The sequence below is a fragment of the Flavobacterium sp. genome (assembly GCF_024710485.1).
Lineage (GTDB): Bacteria > Bacteroidota > Bacteroidia > Flavobacteriales > Flavobacteriaceae > Flavobacterium.
This window is the reverse complement of the sequence record NZ_JANJUQ010000007.1, coordinates 21,900-38,308: the sequence shown is the minus strand read 5'-3', so window position 1 is coordinate 38,308 and position 16,409 is coordinate 21,900. Positions and strand designations below refer to the sequence as shown.

Genomic DNA, 16,409 nt, shown 5'->3' with positions numbered 1-16,409 from the left:
TATAATGCCAACAAGAAAGAAGACTAAAATTGTAGCCACCTTAGGGCCTGCATGCAGTTCGAAAGAAGTAATTAAGAAGATGATTGATGCCGGAGTGAACGTATTTCGTATCAATTTTTCCCATGCCGATTATACCGACGTAAAAGAAAGAATAGATATCATTCGCGAATTAAACGATGAATACGGTTACACCACCGCCATTTTAGCCGATTTGCAAGGTCCGAAACTCCGCGTAGGTGTGATGAAGGAAGATGTAGTAGTAAATCCGGGCGATATCATTACGTTTCAAACTGCCGAAGATGTTCCGGGTACCAAAGAGCGCGTATACATGAACTATTTGTCTTTTCCTCAAGATGTTAATCCGGGAGAGCGCATTTTGTTGGACGACGGGAAGTTAATCTTTGAAGCCCTCGAAACGAATGGGACTACAGAAGTAGTTTGTAAAGTTATTCAAGGCGGACCGTTAAAATCTAAAAAAGGAGTCAATTTGCCGCAAACCAAGGTATCATTACCGGCCTTAACCAAAAAAGACATCAAAGATGCGTTGTTTGCCATCAGTGAAAAAGTGGATTGGATTGCGCTTTCCTTCGTGAGAACTCCTAAAGATTTGGAAGAATTACAGGATTTGATTGCCCAAAATTCTGAACACAAAATACCGATTGTAGCCAAAATTGAAAAACCGGAAGCCGTAGAAAACATCGACAAGATTGTAGCTTTTTGTGACGGATTAATGGTAGCTCGCGGTGACCTTGGGGTAGAAATTCCGGCTCACGAAGTACCGTTGATTCAAAAGAAATTGATTCACCGAGCTAAAACTGCTCGTATTCCGGTAATCGTTGCTACGCAAATGATGGAAACCATGATTACCAGTTTAACGCCAACACGTGCTGAGGTAAACGACGTAGCCAACTCGGTTATGGACGGTGCTGATGCTGTAATGTTGTCGGGAGAAACTTCAGTCGGAAATTATCCGGTAGAAGTGATTGAAAAAATGACACAAATTATCGAAGCGGTAGAAGATTCGCCGTTAATTGTAGTGCCACAAAATCCGCCTCACGTTAGAACGAAGCGTTTCATCACTAAATCGATTTGTTACCACGCGGCGACTATGGCAAACGACATCAAAGCTAAAGCCATTTCCACATTAACCAATAGCGGTTACACAGCGTTCCAAATTTCAGCATGGCGTCCGAAAGCACATGTTTTAGTGTACACTTCCAATAAGCGAATTTTAACACAACTGAATTTGCTTTGGGGTGTAAATGCCTTCTATTACGATAAGTTTGTCAGTACCGATGATACAGTTGAAGATATCAATCAGATGGCTAAACACAGAGGTTACGTGAAAAAAGGCGATATGTTAATCAATTTAGCTGCAATGCCGGTGGCCGATAAAGGAATGGTAAATACCCTTAGAGTTTCCGAAATAGAATAAATTTAGTATTTTAGCCACAGACATCTTTAAAAAGAAATAAAATGAATTCAAACAATCCGTTTTTTAAAACCAAATCATTCACCGAAAACAATGAAACGGTGCACGAAGCCGTAGTGATTGATTACAACAACACTATGACTGTTTCAGGAACCATCAACAAGAGTTTCCTGATGTTGATTCTTTTAATTGCCAGTGCTTCCATCACTTGGATGATGACGTTAAGCGGACAAAACCCTATAGTTTTAACTATTGGTGGTGCTATCGTTGGGACAATATTGGTATTGATTGCCGTTTTTAAACCGCAATATTCTACTTTTTTGGCCCCAGGTTACGCCATTTTCGAAGGATTATTTATTGGTGGTCTTTCGGCAATCTTTGAGGTAATGTATCCCGGAATTGTAATCCAAGCCGTGAGTTGTACTTTTGTTACTTTCATGGTGTGTTTTGGGTTGTATAAATACGGAGTAGTGAAAGTTAATGACAAATTCAGATCGGTTGTAGTAGCCGCTACTTTAGCTATCGCTACTTACTATTTGATTTCTTGGTTGTTGTCGTTATTCACTAGTTTTACGCCAATTCACCATGGTAATTCCATGATCAGCATTGGTATCAGTGCGTTTGTAATTGTAATTGCAGCTTTGAATTTGTTCTTAGATTTCGACCAAATTGAAAAAGGCGCTCAAGAAAGAATGCCGAAATACATGGAATGGTACGGCGCTATGGGCTTAATGATTACCTTAGTTTGGTTGTATATTGAGTTCTTAAGATTGTTATCTAAATTGTCAAGTAGAGATTAATTTTCTAAAGTTATAACAAATGAAAGCTGACCTTTGGGTCGGTTTTTTTATAGGATTAAAATTCAAATTTCAACTGAACTACCACGGTTTTCTTAACTTCCGTATTGAGATTATTCAACGAAATCCCCAACAACCGAACCGATTCTTTCATCCGTTCCTGAAATAAAAGCTCTTTGGCTGTTTCGAGGAGCAATCCTTTATCGGAAATAAAGTAAGGCAAGGTTTTGCTCCGCGTTTGAGTCGTAAAATCGCTGTATTTGATTTTAAGGGTTACCGTTTTTCCGGAAATGTTGTGCTTTTTGAGTCGGTTTTCCAGTTCGGCCGCTATGCGTTCTAACTTCTCTACCATAAAAATCTCTGATGTCAGGTTCTCGTTAAAGGTATGTTCCGCAGCCACCGATTTGGCAATGCGATTGGGTTTTACGGCACTGTTGTGAATGCCGCGAACAATATTATAAAAATGCAAACCGCTTTTGCTGAAATGTTCTTCCAAAAATTCCTTCGACTTCAATTTTAAATCTTTCCCGGTAAAAATGCCCAAATGGTACATTCTCTCGGTGGTAACTTTGCCTATGCCGTAAAATTTTTTGATGTCGAGGTTTTCCAAAAAAGCTTCTACTTCTTCCGGATTCACAGTTTTTTGTCCGTTGGGTTTGTTGTAATCGCTGGCAATTTTGGCCACAAATTTATTGACTGATATTCCGGCAGAAGCTGTCAAACCGACTTCTTCAAAAATACGTTGCCTGATTTCCTGCGCAATTAAAGTCGCGCTCGGATTGCCTTTTTTATTCTGAGTTACATCCAAATAAGCTTCATCTAACGATAGCGGCTCGACCAAGTCGGTGTATTCGTGAAAGATTTTGCGAATCTTTTTGGAGATTTCTTTGTAACGGTCAAATCGAGGGCGAACAAAAATCAAATCCGGACAATTGCGCTTGGCTTGAATGCCGCTCATGGCCGAACGAACACCAAATTTACGCGCTTCATAACTTGCCGCGGAAACCACACCACGTACTTCGCTGCCGCCAACGGCTAAAGGTTTGCCTTTGAGCTCGGGATTGTCCATTTGTTCCACCGAAGCGTAAAAAGCATCCATATCGATGTGTATGATTTTTCGATAAGTTACCTCGGCTTCCATTTTACTTGTCTTTTACCGGAAAGAAAAAAGCGGTCGGACGTTTTTTGAAATAAGCCCAAGTAGCGCTGAATAACAGTTTTAACTCCGAAAGCGGAATATTGCGGGAACGGAACGCCAATCCCAGCGACAACGAAAAACTAACAATAAAGTTCACAAAACCAATCAAGCCAATCCCGATTATGCCCCAAACTATCGTAGGCCAATCCACAAAGAAATCGGCGCCGTACAAACCTAAAGCAAAGTTTCCGGCGGCAAAAGTAATGTGGCGTATGTCGAGATTCAGTCCGAGAAAAATCCCCAACGAAGCCGTACTGCCCAAAAACACGCCAAACCAACCGTTAGAAACCACACCGGGCCAGTGATTTTCAAACCATTTGGCAATCGCATTGGTCTTGACAATCCCTAAATTTTGTTTTAAAACCGGATGTTCTTTGATGCGATAGTAAACTTGATTGTGTTTGTTTCTATTAGACACATTCCCCGAAATAATGCCGGAGAGAAACAAAAACACGCCGGCTATGGCTGCATGGAACAAAGCTGCCGAATGCACCGGAGACAAATCATATAATAGTTTCGACGATTTTTCAAAGGCGATATTGTAGTCCAATAAATAATCAATCAGCCAAATGCCTAACATCGCCACAGGAAAAGCCATAAAAACATTGCCCACAAAGGCAATAAATTGCGAACGAAACAAACGGGCAAAAAGTTGGGCAAACGATCCGTGTTTGTTTTCCGAATTATTTTGCTTTTTCATACCGCTTTCCAGTGCTTTGGTTAAGGTAGCAGCAGTCATAGCCGGTTGTTTCGTAGCCAAAGTGTAACCCATCAAATAAATGGCGATAAAACCCAGCGAATAATTCAAACTGTAATAAAAAGCGTGACCAAAAGCACTGGTTTCTATTTTGGAAAACAATATTTTAATGATACACAAAATCCCAACGATGAATCCGCCGCCAACAGCTGCTTTGAACATCGAAAAATATTCAGAGCGACTTTCGGTTATGTAATGTTCTCCGGTTTTGGCCGTATGTTGCGTGATTTCATAGGAGATTAATTGGGTACTTTCGTTGATTAACTGGCGTACATTGTTCTTTTGACAGTTGTATTTAATCAGTCGGAGCAACAACAAAATAGAATTGTTTTTTTTGTCGGATGGTTTGTTAACGACTAAAGTAGAAATCAGCACTTTCATCCGGTGCAACTGCTGTCGGATGCGGAGCAAACTCTGATTCACTTTCAATGAAATGCCGAATTTAGAGCTGTTGCCGAAAGCTTTATCTACATATTCCTCGCATTGTTTGTGCAGTATTATCAGTTGCTTGTAGTTTAAATCTTCTGAAACGATATAATGTGGTTCAGTATTTCTGATTTTGGCCAAAATACTGTTCAATTCGTTTTCGAAAGCTACAAAAGGACTTTCCAAATCGTCGTACTCGGGTACCATTTTAATCACATCGGTTTCCATGGCTCGGCCGCTCATTCGTTGTGAAATCAAACCCATCGCATTCATCACTTCTGATAAAACGGATTGTTCGGCCACCGATTCGTAAATAGTTTCTACAGCGATAATATCAAACAGTTGCTGTAATTCTTCAAAAGGAATTCGGGCAATCCAAATCGGATCAGAACTTTTAAAGAATACTTGGTTCAACACAAATTCCAAAGTGTCTTTTTCAGGTTGGAAAGGCAAAATTTTAGCAAAAAGGCGTTTTTTGACTTCGTAACTGAAATCGGAATCCCTTAAAATTCCGGTATCCGAAAGCATTCGGCCGAATTTTCTTTTCGAAAGTGCTTCGGCCAAATACAGTTGCAACTGTGCGATCATATCCGGATTAGCCTCCAAATAATCCAAGAGTGATTTTATCGAAACAACACTTTCTTTTTTAGGATCATTGGGACGGAAAAACTGTACCAAATCCACTAAAAACAACAAACGATCGTTGGATTGGTAACCATTTGAGTCAAAGTAGCGTCGAAATAAATCGGCTAAGCTTGTAATGGGTGTTTTATGGCGGTACAATTTCATTCCCAAAAATTTTGGCGATTAAGATTCTCGTAAAAATACAATTTTCAAGGTATATATTTCTTAACTTGCTCCTAAATATGACTCAAAAAATGATTGAAATAGAACGCAAATTTTTAGTCCTTTCAAACGATTTTATTAATGAATCCTTTTCACAAAAGCGCATTGTACAAGGCTATTTGAGTTCCACACCCGAGAGAACGGTTCGCGTTAGAATTAAAGGCGATAAAGGTTATCTGACCATAAAAGGCAAAAGCAGCGCTAACGGTACAACGCGTTTGGAATGGGAAAGGGAAATCAGCCTAATGGATGCCGAAACCTTGCTAACCATTTGCGAAAGCGGAATTATTGATAAAGTTCGTTACGAAGTTACAGTCGGACGTCACGTGTATGAAGTCGATATTTTTTCGGGCGAAAACCACGGATTGGTCATGGCCGAGATTGAACTTGAATCCGAATTTGAATCTTTTGAAAAACCGACTTGGTTAGGAAAGGAAGTGACTAACGATGAACGCTACTACAACGCTTATTTGAGTAAAAATCCGTTTTCACGTTGGTAGTTATTTAGGTGCTTCAACCACTTCGATTTTAACAATAACAACACCTGAGTTTTTATTACTGGCAATATCCATAAAAGCTCTTTTGGTCAAATCAATATCACGGACTTTGGAAAACGGTCCGCGATCTGTAATCTCAACGATAACTGATTTTCCGTTGGCTTCGTTAGTGACTTTAACCAAAGTGCCAAAAGGTAATTTTTTGTGAGCAGCGGTATATTTATTGTTGTCAAAGCGTTTACCGCTCGCTGTTCTTCTGCCGTTGAATTTATGGTGATAATAAGAAGCGTGAGCGTTTTTTTTGTAGACTTTAAGTTTTGAGTTAGGATCAATTTGCAGCGTGTCGGTCTCTTTCACAACCGGAATTTCTTTTACTGCAACAGTATCAGTTTTTGGCGTAGTAGCTGATTTTGTTTTGTCTTTATTGTCTTTGATTTCTTTTGTTTCCTTAGCTTCTTTACTGTCTTTGGCAGGAGTGGTTTTCTCCTTGTTTTTTTCCTGCGGTTTTTCTTTTTGCTGCGGATTTCCGGACGAAAACGCCAACAAAGTAAAAGAGCTAACCAAGACTAATAAAAATGAGGTTATTTTGGTATTCATAAAGCATCGTTTAGTTGATAAATCGGTTTTTGCAAAAACCGTACCTGATAAAAAAAGTCCTTTTCAGGACTTTAGTTATTTTTAGAACCACAATTTCCATGGGATTCGACTCAAAATAAGTAACAAACCAATACCGAAAAACACAGCAATTGATTTGAATTTGGCTGTTCCGGTTTCCGCTTTTTTGTGTTTTGACCAACCGATAGTAATCAAAACTATGGCAATGATGTTAATTAATGGATGTTCCAAGGAGGTTAATCTGGCATCGGCATCTTTCATTTCGCCCAATAAAGCGTGACCAAGCGGAGACAAGAAATAAAGAATTAAGCCAACTAACAATTGTATGTGAGCTCCGATTAATCCAAACATAGCAATTTTTCGGTCTTTGGCAGTAAATTCTTTTTTAGAAGACATCCCCATAAAAGAGTTAACAACAGCGAAAACCAACAATAATAAAGCTAAATAAGCCCAGCCTGAGTGGAATTTTTGAATGAAATCGTACATAGTTTTTTGTTTTAGAAAAACAAATATAGACAAAAGACATAAAAAAACCTCACTAATTAGCGAGGTTTTAGGTTCTGTTTACCCTATTTGTTTTTCAAAAAGTGCTTCAGTAAGAATTCGGTTGAGTTGTCGTGGTTTTTCACCGTTCCCGAATGGATTTCGTCTAAGATGGAGTTGGCCAACTGTTTCCCCAATTCAACGCCCCATTGGTCATAACTGAAAATGTTCCAAATTACGCCTTGCACAAAAATTTTGTGTTCGTATAATGCGATTAATGAACCTAATGATTTTGGCGTTAGTTTGTCTATTAAAATGGTATTTGTTGGTTTGTTTCCGGTGAAGATTTTGAATGGCAGAAGATAAGCTGCTTTAGCTCCGGTGATGTTTTGCTTTTCAAATTCAGCTTTAACCTGACTTTCGGTTTTCCCGTTAAGCAAAGCTTCCGTTTGAGCGAAGAAGTTCGACATCAATTTATCGTGATGGTCTTCATTGCCATACAACGGTTTGACAAAGCCGATAAAATCGGTCGGAATTAATTTCGTGCCTTGATGAATTAATTGGAAAAAGGCGTGTTGTGAGTTGGTTCCGGGTTCGCCCCAAATAATAGTTCCGGTTTGGTAATTGACCGATTTACCGTCTCGACCTACACTTTTTCCATTGCTTTCCATGATGCCTTGTTGCAAGTATGGCGCTAATTTTTGCAGGTATTGGGTGTACGGAATCAAGGCCTCGCTTTCGGCGCCGAAAAAGTTGTTGTACCAAATGGTTAATAGTGCTAAAATAACCGGTATGTTTTGGTCGAAAGACTCATTTTTGAAATGATTGTCCATGTCGTGAGCACCAGCTAACAGTTCGTCAAAATGTTCAAATCCAACGGCTAAACTAATGGATAATCCAACGGCACTCCAAAGCGAAAAACGTCCGCCAACCCAATCCCACATAGGGAAAATATTGTCGGGATTAATACCGAATTCGGTTACTTTTTGAATGTTAGTGGAAACCGCTACGAAATGTTTGGCCACGTCTTCTTGTGAAGCCCACTGCAAGAACCAAGCTCGAATGGTCTCCGCATTCGATAAGGTTTCTTGCGTAGTAAACGTTTTGGAAGCAATAACAAAAAGCGTTGTTTCCGGATTGATTTTTTTGATGATTTCGTTCACGTGATCGCCATCAACATTGGATACAAAATGAACGTTCAAATGGTTTTTGTAGAATTGCAAGGCTTCCACTACCATAGCCGGACCCAGATCGGAACCACCGATTCCAATGTTCACTACATCGGTGAAGGGTTTTCCTGTAAATCCTTTTCTTTGTCCCGAAATCACTTCATTGGAGAACGCTTTAATTTTATTTTTTACAGCAAAAACTTCCGGCATTACGTTTTGTCCGTCAACCAACACCACTTGATTTTCAGGCGCACGTAAAGCTGTATGCAAAACCGCTCTGTCTTCGGTTTGATTGATGGCGTCGCCCTTAAAATATTGATTGATGGCTTCTTGAAGTTGCACTTCTTTAGCCAAATCCAGTAATAAGTTGATGGTATCTTGGTTGAGTATGTTTTTAGAATAATCGACTAAAAAATCCTGCCATTGTATATGAAATTTTGCAGCTCTTTGACTATCGTTGGCAAACATTTCTTTTAGAGAAACATGTTTGATTTGCGCATGATGTTGGGTGAGTTTTTCCCAAGCTTGCGTAACCGTTGGATTGATTTGTGCTAATGCCATTTTTTTACATTTGAAGCACAAATTTACAAATATAGATTGGTAAAAAAAGACAACACTTTTTACGCTAACGTTGTAGTGAGTAAAAAAAAATGAAATTATCTTCTGAATTTCAATTCGGCGGTGCTGTCCAATACTTTTTTGAGCGGTTTGATTTGCTCGAGGAATTGCTTTTTGTATTTGGCATCCATCGGTGTTGAGGTTGGTAAACTCAAACGCAAAGCATCCACTTGTACACCGTTTTTCCAGAAGCGATAACACACGTGTGGTCCGGTAGCCAAACCGGTGCTGCCCACTTTCCCGATAATTTGGCCTTGGGTGACTCTTTGTCCGCGTTTTACCAAAATTTTGGACATGTGTAAGTATTGCGTCGAATAGGTTCGGTCGTGTTTTACTTTAACAAAATTTCCGTTTCCGGTAGTATAACCGGCTTGTTCTACAACACCGGCAGCGGTAGACATGATAGGCGTTCCGGTTGGTGCCGCATAATCGGTTCCGTTATGGGCTTTCCATCTTTTTTGAACCGGATGGAATCGGCTTTTAGAGTAGCGCGAGGTGATGTTAACGAACTTCAGCGGTGCTTTCAGGAAAAAGTTTTTGAGCGTTTTTCCTTCTTCGTCATAGTATTGTTGCTTTTTAGAACTACCATCGGGAGAGAACGGGAAAGCATAGATTTTTTTGCCTTTGTACTCAAAGAATGAAGCTTTTAAACTGTCGACGCCATCATAAACTGTGTCGTTGATGTAACGTTCGGTAAAGGTTAAGCCGAATTTATCGCCTTTTTGAAGTTTGAAGAAGTCGATTGACCAAGCATAGATTTTAGCAATTTTAGCAGCCAAAGCCGGATCTACTTTTTCGTTGGCCAAGGTTTCGGACAAGGAACCGTTCAAAGCACCCGCTATGGTTCGGGTTTTAAAGGTTAACGGTCGCGTTTTTTTATAGGCCGTAACCGAATCTCTTAAATCAATCACATAGTAATTTATCTTATCCGGTTGGTAGATGAAATACTGGATTTTATGGGTTTTGTTTTTGCTTCTCAAGATGGTGTAAGGGTTTCCTATTCTGATGGATCTTACATCAAAAGTATCTTTCACTTGGGCAACAATATCATATACTTGTTTGCCGTTGAGGTTTTGTTTTTGAATTAAACTTCCGAAAGTATCACCTGATTTCACCGTGTCATTTTCCACATTAAAATCATGTAGGTTGAAGCCAAAATCGATTAGTTTCGGTTTTGGTTTTTCCATAACAAGCGCTTCCTCTTTTGATTGATCACAAGATACAGCAAAAGAAGTGAGCGCAAGAATTGCGATGATGATTCGAAAGATTTTTAACTTCATATTACAATCCTTCTCCCCAGTTTTTTAATTCTTCTTCAGACCATAATTCCGGGAAAAAGATGCGGCGTTGGTATTTAGGATGCATGTATTTTTTCCAATCGCTTCCGCCGGTAGCTTCTCCGGAACCTTGACCGCTTTCGATGTATTTTTTAGCCGCATTCAAATGTCCCATAACCCAAGTGATATTCACAGTGTAATCGTAATGGCGCATGGCTTTTACCAGTTCAGGGTTTTGTTGGTCTTCTGCCGGAAGTTGTTTGAATTTTTGCCAAATGTTGATGGTATTGTATTCTTCCATATAACGAAGGAATTCCTCGCGGTATTTTCTTTCGAATTCTAAAATCAGATATGACTTTTCGCCGGTTTGGTAATCTTTTCCGGCGGCTTGCCAATACAAGTGTTCGAACGCATGCGAATAAGGCGTGTTTCTGTCGATGGTAGCTCGGAATCGATAATCGATTAAGTTGATTAAATCGGTGGAAGAGAACTCTATTAAGCGATATTGTGCACTTTGAAAACCACTGGCCGGTGTAAGCGTGTTGCGGAATTTCATGTATTGTGCTACTTCCATTCCGTCACCCATGATGTCGAAAGAAGTGGTCAGCATGTCGAAATAGCGACTGATTCTTCGTAGTTTTTCAGTAAAAAATGCCGTTTCGGGCTTTTCAGTATGACACAATTGGTTGATTTCCCACAGAATCATTTTGAACAACAATTCGTTGACTTGATGGTACATGATAAATACCATTTCGTCCGGTAAAACCGTTCTTTGGGTTTGCAAATTCAGCAAGGCATCGGTTTGGATATAATCCCAATAGGTTATCGGTTTGGCCCAAAGCAATCCTTCTAAATGCGTTTCGGTTTTTTGATTTATGGCCTCAAATTTATTTTCTAAATCGGAGAGAACTTGGTCGTAGTTTGTTGTTTTGTTGTTCATTATTTTTTCAATTTCACCATAAACGGATTTTTAAGTCCTTTAAAGCCGTCTAAATCTGCTTTTAAAGAACCTACGGCCAAGCTGGCTTTGATTCGCAATGGTATTTTATTTTCATCGTCGGAGATCCAAACGGTGAGACTTTCTTCTTCTTTAAAAACCCTACCGGATTGTACCAGTGGTCTAAATATCATAGTTGAAGCGGTTCCAAATTTAGTTTTTAATTCTTCTCTGCCCAAAAACTTTAGTTTGAATTTATAGACTTCATCATCGAAAAACATGTCTACAACCACAGATTCTCCGGGTTTTAATTTGTCTATATTCGGATGATTTCTAAGGAAATAGAAGGTAGAAACGATATCTTGTACGTTCTCTGTTACCGAAAAAGTTTTTTCAGTATTGTTTTTATAATTTTTGACTAAAACTTTGTTCGTGGCTTGATTGAAGAATCCTTCTTGGTTTTTGGTGTAACCGCCTTCGTCAATTTTTCGAACAAATTGATAGGGTTTGTTAGTTACTTTATCGAAGTAGCTTTCATAATTGTCATCTACTTTAAAGAAAAAACGCGACATGCCTACGGTATATCCTTTTCCTACAGCATGGTATACCTTTTTGTTTTCACGAACGGCTTCTTTAAGTTCGAGTGTGGCATAACCGGCGTTGATAAAGCCATAGTGGATTCGAAATTTAAACCACTCCCCGGTATCATAAGCTTCCGGTTTTTGAGTATTGAAACTTACAGTGATAAAAAGCAATAATAAGAATAAGTATTTTTTCATTTCGAATTGATTTTTATACTGCGATTACAATATCTGTTCCAAAAGTATTAAAACAAAAAAACCCAATCAAATTAATGACTGAGTTTTTATGCTATTAACCAACCAAAAAACTATAAATTATGAAAATTTATCCAAAATGCGAGGGAACCACCCCTCTATTTTTGTTCTGCAAAGATAGCCTAAGATGTTGCGAAATTACAAGTAAAAAGTCAACTTTAACAGTAATTTAATAAAATACGGTCTTTTTTAGGTCTGATTTTTAAATTATATTTAACAAATTGAAAGTTTTACAACGTTCCTCGTAACATTTGCTCTCTTTCAATAGATTCAAATAACGCTTTGAAGTTTCCGGCACCAAAACCTCTTGCGCCCATTCTTTGAATGATTTCAAAGAACAAAGTTGGACGGTCTTCTACCGGACGGGTAAAGATTTGCAATAAGTAACCTTCATCGTCCGCATCAATCATGATGCCTAATTTTTGCAGTTCGTTGATGTCTTCTTTGAACTTGTTCATGTGGTCTTTTAATCTCTCCGGGATAGCATCGTAATAGGCTTGTGGCGGAGTAGTAAGGAATTCGATTCCACGCGCTCTCATTTCGGCTACGGTTTTGATAATGTCGTCGGTCGCTACTGCAATGTGTTGTACTCCGGCACCTTCGTAAAAGTCTAAGTATTCTTCAATTTGCGATTTTTTCTTGCCTTCCGCCGGTTCGTTGATAGGAAATTTGATTCTTCCGTTACCGTTGCTCATTACTTTCGACATCAAAGCGGAATATTCTGTAGTGATTTGTTTGTCGTCGAACGAAAGGAAGTTTACAAATCCCATAACGTCTTCGTACCATTTTACCCATGTATTCATTTCGTTCCAGCCTACGTTGCCAACCATATGGTCTACATATTTCAAACCAACCGGTGTCGGATTGTAGTCGGATTTCCATTCTTGGTAGCCCGGTAAAAAGATACCATTGTAATTTTTACGCTCTACAAACATGTGTACGGTTTCGCCGTAAGTGTAAATTCCGGCGCGTACTACTTCACCGTGTTCGTCTTTTTCAACGGTTGGTTCCATGTATACTTTAGCACCTCTTTTGGTAGTTTCTGCAAAGGCAGCTCGGGCATCTTCTACCCAAAGGGCAATAATCTTTACACCGTCGCCGTGTTTTTTTACATGTTCACCAATAGGAGAATCGCTGTTCAAAGCAGTGGTTAAAACCAAACGAATTTTATCTTGCTTCAAAACATAGGAAGCTCTGTCTCGCATACCGGTTTCTAATCCGGCATAAGCCAACGATTGGAAACCGAAAGCCGTTTTATAGAAATGGGCGGCTTGCTTGGCATTTCCGACATAAAATTCTACGTAATCTGTACCTAATAACGGAAGGAAATCTTGTGCTCCTTCAAATATTTTTTCTAAACCGTATTCTACGGATTTGATTTCTTGTGACATAATTCTTGTATTTAAAAGAGGTAAAGTGAAGTACCCAAAGTTGTGTTTAAATTTTATTTTTAGCCCCGATAGTAGTGGAAATCCTCGAAGAGATTGCAACGGATAGCGGGAAATAGCTCCTTCCTTCGACTGCGCTTAGGATGACATTTATTCCAACCAAGATTGATAGTATTTATCATCGGCTATTTTCATGGCTTCTTCCGTTACCATTAAGGGTTTGAAAGTATCTACCATTACGGCCAATTCCTGAGTATCTTTTTTACCGATACTTCTCTCAGCAGCTCCGGGATGCGGACCGTGCGGAATACCGGCCGGGTGAAGTGAAATGTGTCCGGCTTCGATATCGTTTCGGCTCATAAAATCACCGTCAACATAGTATAATACTTCGTCAGAGTCGATGTTGCTGTGGTTATAAGGTGCCGGGATAGCTTCGGGATGGTAATCGTACAAACGCGGTACAAAGGAGCAAACCACGAAAGCATCGGTTTCGAAAGTTTGATGCACCGGAGGCGGTTGGTGTATTCTTCCAGTTAACGGTTCAAAATCGTGAATGGAAAAAGCGTACGGATAGTTGTAGCCGTCATATCCGATGACATCAAACGGATGTGTAGCATAAACCATATCGAAAATCTCGTCTTTTTTCTTCACTTTGATGACAAATTCGCCTTTTTCGTCATAAGTTTCCAGTTCGTATGGGCGACGAATATCACGCTCACAGAAAGGAGAATGCTCTAACAATTGTCCGAACCAGTTTCTATAACGTTTCGGAGTATAAATAGGGCGATGTGATTCTACAATGAATAAGCGATTGTCTTCGGTGTCAAAATCCATTTTGTAAATGATGCCACGGGGAATAATCAAATAATCACCGTATTTGAAATCGATATTCCCTAACATGGTTCTCAATTTCCCGGAACCTTTGTGGATGAAAATCATCTCGTCGGAATCGGTGTTTTTATAAAAATAATCGGTAGTCGATTGTTTCGGTGCAGCCAAAACGATGTGACAATCCGAATTGGTTAAGACGATTTTACGGCTTTCCAAAAAATCGTTTTCAGGATTTACTTGAAAGCCTCGCAGGCGATAAGATTGAATGTTATTCGCTTTGGCAATTTTGGGTGCCACGCTGTATTGGTTTCTGATTTCTTTAACTTGCGTCGGACGGTGTTCGTGATAGGAGTTGGTCGACATTCCGTCAAAACCTACTGTCCCGAACAACTGCTCGTAATACAAATCGCCATTAGGTTTGCGAAAAATGATGTGTCTTTTGTGAGGGATATTTCCCAATTTATGATATAACGGCATAACTGTAATGTTTTAATTAAACAATGTTAAAATGTAACAATGGGTTTATTGTTACATTGTGTAATTGATACATTGCTTCAAATCACTCAGGATTTCTCTTGATGAGGAATTTTAAATACGCTAATAAACCTTGCCACGTGACAGTCATAGTTCAAAAACTAATTGTTTTTTAAATTTTTACCGACAATGATTCCCATGCCAAAGGCAGCTATTATGGCTAAAAGTATGATCATAAAATGATTTTTTACTATACAAATATCTAAAAAAAAAATCCAAATTCTTTTTTGAATTTGGATTTCTTTTATCAAAGTTGATTAAGGTTGGACTTTTTCTTACTGTAAAGGAAGTAAACACTTATTCCGATGATTCCCCAAACGATGAACGCAATCCAAGTTTCTTTTCGCACAAAGTACATCAAGAACAAATTGAAACCTACTCCCAGAGTTCCTACTAAGTATACGGCCGGAGTTTTATAAGGTCTTTCCAATTCCGGTTTTTTCACTCTTAAAATCATTACCGCTACACAAACCATGGCAAAGGCTAATAAAGTTCCCATAGAACACATTTCGCTTACCTTGTTGATTGGTGTTAAAGCCGCCACAATTGAAATGATACCACCTACTAATATTGTGCTTTTGTGCGGAGTTTTAAAAGTTGGGTGTAAAGTTTTGAAGAAGTTAGGCAACAAACCGTCTTTGGCCATTCCTAAGAAGATTCTGGTTTGTCCCAACATCATTACCAACATTACGCTGGTCAATCCTGCAGTAGCAGCAAGTGTAATGATGAACACCGCCCAAGTGATTCCGTTTTCACTGAAAGCAGAAGCCACAGGAGCTGATTTGTCCAATTGGTCATAAGGCACCATACCTGTTAACACTAATGAAACCAAGATGTACAATACAGTACAGATGACTAGTGAAGCTACAATAGCAAACGGCACGTCTTTCTTAGGGTTAATGGCTTCACCGGCTTGGGTAGAAACCGCATCAAAACCAATGTAAGCAAAAAAGACAATAGTAGCGGCGGTTAAAACACCCCCGAAACCGAAGCTTACTTTTTCTACGCCATCAATCAAAATGGTTTTTTCAGCTGGGATAAAGGGTTGCCAGTTAGCAGTATCGATGTAAAAAGCACCTGCTATAATTACAAATAAAACAACGGCTACCTTAATGATTACAATGATATTATTGGTTTTTGCCGCTTCTTTAATTCCTTTTACTAAGATGTAAGTTACAATCCAAGTGATTAAAAAAGCCGGTAAATTGAAGGCAAAACTTGGTGCAGCTTGGCCTAATTCGGCGTATTTTTCGGTTGCGGTTGTTAAATCGTTGCAGAGCCAAATTGGGAAATCTATCCCAAAAAGATGCAACAGTTTAACAAAATAACCACTCCATGCCACGGCTACGGTAGTTGCGCCCATCATGTATTCCAGGATCAAGTTCCATCCGATGAACCAGGCAAAAAGTTCACCTACAGTGCCATAAGCATAAGCATAAGCAGAGCCTTCAACGGGAAGTACTGAGGCAAATTCAGCATAACAAAGGGAAGCAAATAAACAGCCAATACCTGCAATTACAAAAGACAAAGCCAAGGCTGGCCCGGCATAATCATGAGCGGCAATACCGGTTAAAGTGAAAATTCCACCACCGATGATGGCTCCGATACCTAATGAGGTTAATCCCCACTTTGTCAATATTCTTTTTAAATCATTTTTTTTCATATCTGCTTCAAAAGCAGATACCGGTTTTACTCTCCAAATTGACATAAATTGTTGGTTTAGTTAATAGATTTCAAATATAGTTTTTCTGTTTTAAAAAACACAAAA

General features: G+C 39.2%; 14 protein-coding genes. 3 read left to right on the top strand and 11 right to left on the bottom strand.

Annotation, left to right across the window (positions count from 1 at the left end):
- The first annotated feature begins 4 nt into the window (after positions 1–4).
- Both pyk and Q0M21_RS01215 read left to right on the top strand, forming a co-directional pair.
- The gene (gene pyk, locus Q0M21_RS01220) at positions 5–1,435 is read left to right on the top strand and encodes a pyruvate kinase (RefSeq protein ID WP_295333547.1); all 1,431 of its coding nucleotides are present in this window, start codon (positions 5–7) and stop codon (positions 1,433–1,435) included.
- Positions 1,436–1,476: 41 nt separating this feature from the next.
- Entirely contained in the window at positions 1,477–2,232 is a 756-nt protein-coding gene (locus Q0M21_RS01215; RefSeq protein ID WP_295333545.1) for a Bax inhibitor-1/YccA family protein, read from the top strand.
- Between the two features lie 55 nt (positions 2,233–2,287).
- On the opposite strand, the gene dinB is transcribed toward Q0M21_RS01215, so the two are convergent.
- Together dinB and Q0M21_RS01205 are read right to left on the bottom strand one after the other, a co-directional pair.
- The gene (dinB, locus tag Q0M21_RS01210; RefSeq protein ID WP_295333543.1) at positions 2,288–3,370 is read right to left on the bottom strand and encodes a DNA polymerase IV; all 1,083 of its coding nucleotides are present in this window, start codon (positions 3,368–3,370) and stop codon (positions 2,288–2,290) included.
- A gap of 1 nt (position 3,371) precedes the next feature.
- Positions 3,372–5,399, bottom strand: coding sequence for a recombinase (locus Q0M21_RS01205; protein ID WP_295333540.1), 2,028 nt, complete (start codon positions 5,397–5,399; stop codon positions 3,372–3,374).
- Between the two features lie 89 nt (positions 5,400–5,488).
- Between Q0M21_RS01205 and Q0M21_RS01200 the strand changes: the two genes are divergently transcribed.
- Entirely contained in the window at positions 5,489–5,956 is a 468-nt protein-coding gene (locus tag Q0M21_RS01200; protein WP_295333538.1) for a CYTH domain-containing protein, read from the top strand.
- Here Q0M21_RS01200 and Q0M21_RS12340 read toward each other — a convergent pair whose 3' ends face one another.
- From Q0M21_RS12340 to Q0M21_RS01155, 9 genes are all read right to left on the bottom strand, one after another.
- On the bottom strand, positions 5,957–6,550 hold the full coding sequence (locus tag Q0M21_RS12340; protein WP_367273702.1) for a septal ring lytic transglycosylase RlpA family protein: 594 nt from the start codon (positions 6,548–6,550) through the stop codon (positions 5,957–5,959). It lies immediately after the preceding gene.
- Positions 6,551–6,631: 81 nt separating this feature from the next.
- A complete protein-coding gene (locus Q0M21_RS01190; RefSeq protein ID WP_295333536.1) occupies positions 6,632–7,054 on the bottom strand; it encodes a hypothetical protein in 423 nt (140 codons plus the stop codon).
- Positions 7,055–7,137: 83 nt separating this feature from the next.
- On the bottom strand, positions 7,138–8,781 hold the full coding sequence (pgi, locus tag Q0M21_RS01185; RefSeq protein ID WP_295333534.1) for a glucose-6-phosphate isomerase: 1,644 nt from the start codon (positions 8,779–8,781) through the stop codon (positions 7,138–7,140).
- A gap of 95 nt (positions 8,782–8,876) precedes the next feature.
- The gene (locus tag Q0M21_RS01180) at positions 8,877–10,118 is read right to left on the bottom strand and encodes a peptidoglycan DD-metalloendopeptidase family protein (protein WP_295333532.1); all 1,242 of its coding nucleotides are present in this window, start codon (positions 10,116–10,118) and stop codon (positions 8,877–8,879) included.
- A gap of 1 nt (position 10,119) precedes the next feature.
- On the bottom strand, positions 10,120–11,055 hold the full coding sequence (locus Q0M21_RS01175; RefSeq protein WP_295333530.1) for a tryptophan 2,3-dioxygenase family protein: 936 nt from the start codon (positions 11,053–11,055) through the stop codon (positions 10,120–10,122).
- Positions 11,055–11,831, bottom strand: a complete 777-nt coding sequence (locus Q0M21_RS01170; protein WP_295333527.1) for a DUF3108 domain-containing protein — start codon at positions 11,829–11,831, stop codon at positions 11,055–11,057. The genes Q0M21_RS01175 and Q0M21_RS01170 overlap by 1 nt, the downstream gene beginning before the upstream one ends.
- 287 nt (positions 11,832–12,118) lie before the next feature.
- Complete coding sequence (gene hppD, locus Q0M21_RS01165; protein ID WP_295333525.1) at positions 12,119–13,279, bottom strand: 4-hydroxyphenylpyruvate dioxygenase; 1,161 nt, start codon at positions 13,277–13,279, stop codon at positions 12,119–12,121.
- 147 nt (positions 13,280–13,426) lie between these two features.
- The gene (locus tag Q0M21_RS01160; protein WP_295333523.1) at positions 13,427–14,584 is read right to left on the bottom strand and encodes a homogentisate 1,2-dioxygenase; all 1,158 of its coding nucleotides are present in this window, start codon (positions 14,582–14,584) and stop codon (positions 13,427–13,429) included.
- 304 nt (positions 14,585–14,888) lie between these two features.
- Positions 14,889–16,349 carry an APC family permease gene (locus tag Q0M21_RS01155; protein ID WP_295333520.1) on the bottom strand — a complete coding sequence of 487 codons (1,461 nt, stop codon included), beginning with the start codon at positions 16,347–16,349 and terminating at the stop codon, positions 14,889–14,891.
- Positions 16,350–16,409: the final 60 nt, after the last annotated feature.

Coding starts and splice junctions, on each gene's coding strand:
- Q0M21_RS01160 (WP_295333523.1), bottom strand. CDS start 14,584: ATGCCGTTATATCATAAATTGGGAAATATCCCTCACAAAAGACACATC.
- Q0M21_RS01175 (WP_295333530.1), bottom strand. CDS start 11,055: ATGAACAACAAAACAACAAACTACGACCAAGTTCTCTCCGATTTAGAA.
- pyk (WP_295333547.1), top strand. CDS start 5: ATGCCAACAAGAAAGAAGACTAAAATTGTAGCCACCTTAGGGCCTGCA.
- Q0M21_RS01190 (WP_295333536.1), bottom strand. CDS start 7,054: ATGTACGATTTCATTCAAAAATTCCACTCAGGCTGGGCTTATTTAGCT.
- Q0M21_RS12340 (WP_367273702.1), bottom strand. CDS start 6,550: ATGAATACCAAAATAACCTCATTTTTATTAGTCTTGGTTAGCTCTTTT.
- pgi (WP_295333534.1), bottom strand. CDS start 8,781: ATGGCATTAGCACAAATCAATCCAACGGTTACGCAAGCTTGGGAAAAA.
- Q0M21_RS01170 (WP_295333527.1), bottom strand. CDS start 11,831: ATGAAAAAATACTTATTCTTATTATTGCTTTTTATCACTGTAAGTTTC.
- dinB (WP_295333543.1), bottom strand. CDS start 3,370: ATGGAAGCCGAGGTAACTTATCGAAAAATCATACACATCGATATGGAT.
- hppD (WP_295333525.1), bottom strand. CDS start 13,279: ATGTCACAAGAAATCAAATCCGTAGAATACGGTTTAGAAAAAATATTT.
- Q0M21_RS01200 (WP_295333538.1), top strand. CDS start 5,489: ATGATTGAAATAGAACGCAAATTTTTAGTCCTTTCAAACGATTTTATT.
- Q0M21_RS01215 (WP_295333545.1), top strand. CDS start 1,477: ATGAATTCAAACAATCCGTTTTTTAAAACCAAATCATTCACCGAAAAC.
- Q0M21_RS01180 (WP_295333532.1), bottom strand. CDS start 10,118: ATGAAGTTAAAAATCTTTCGAATCATCATCGCAATTCTTGCGCTCACT.
- Q0M21_RS01205 (WP_295333540.1), bottom strand. CDS start 5,399: ATGAAATTGTACCGCCATAAAACACCCATTACAAGCTTAGCCGATTTA.
- Q0M21_RS01155 (WP_295333520.1), bottom strand. CDS start 16,349: ATGTCAATTTGGAGAGTAAAACCGGTATCTGCTTTTGAAGCAGATATG.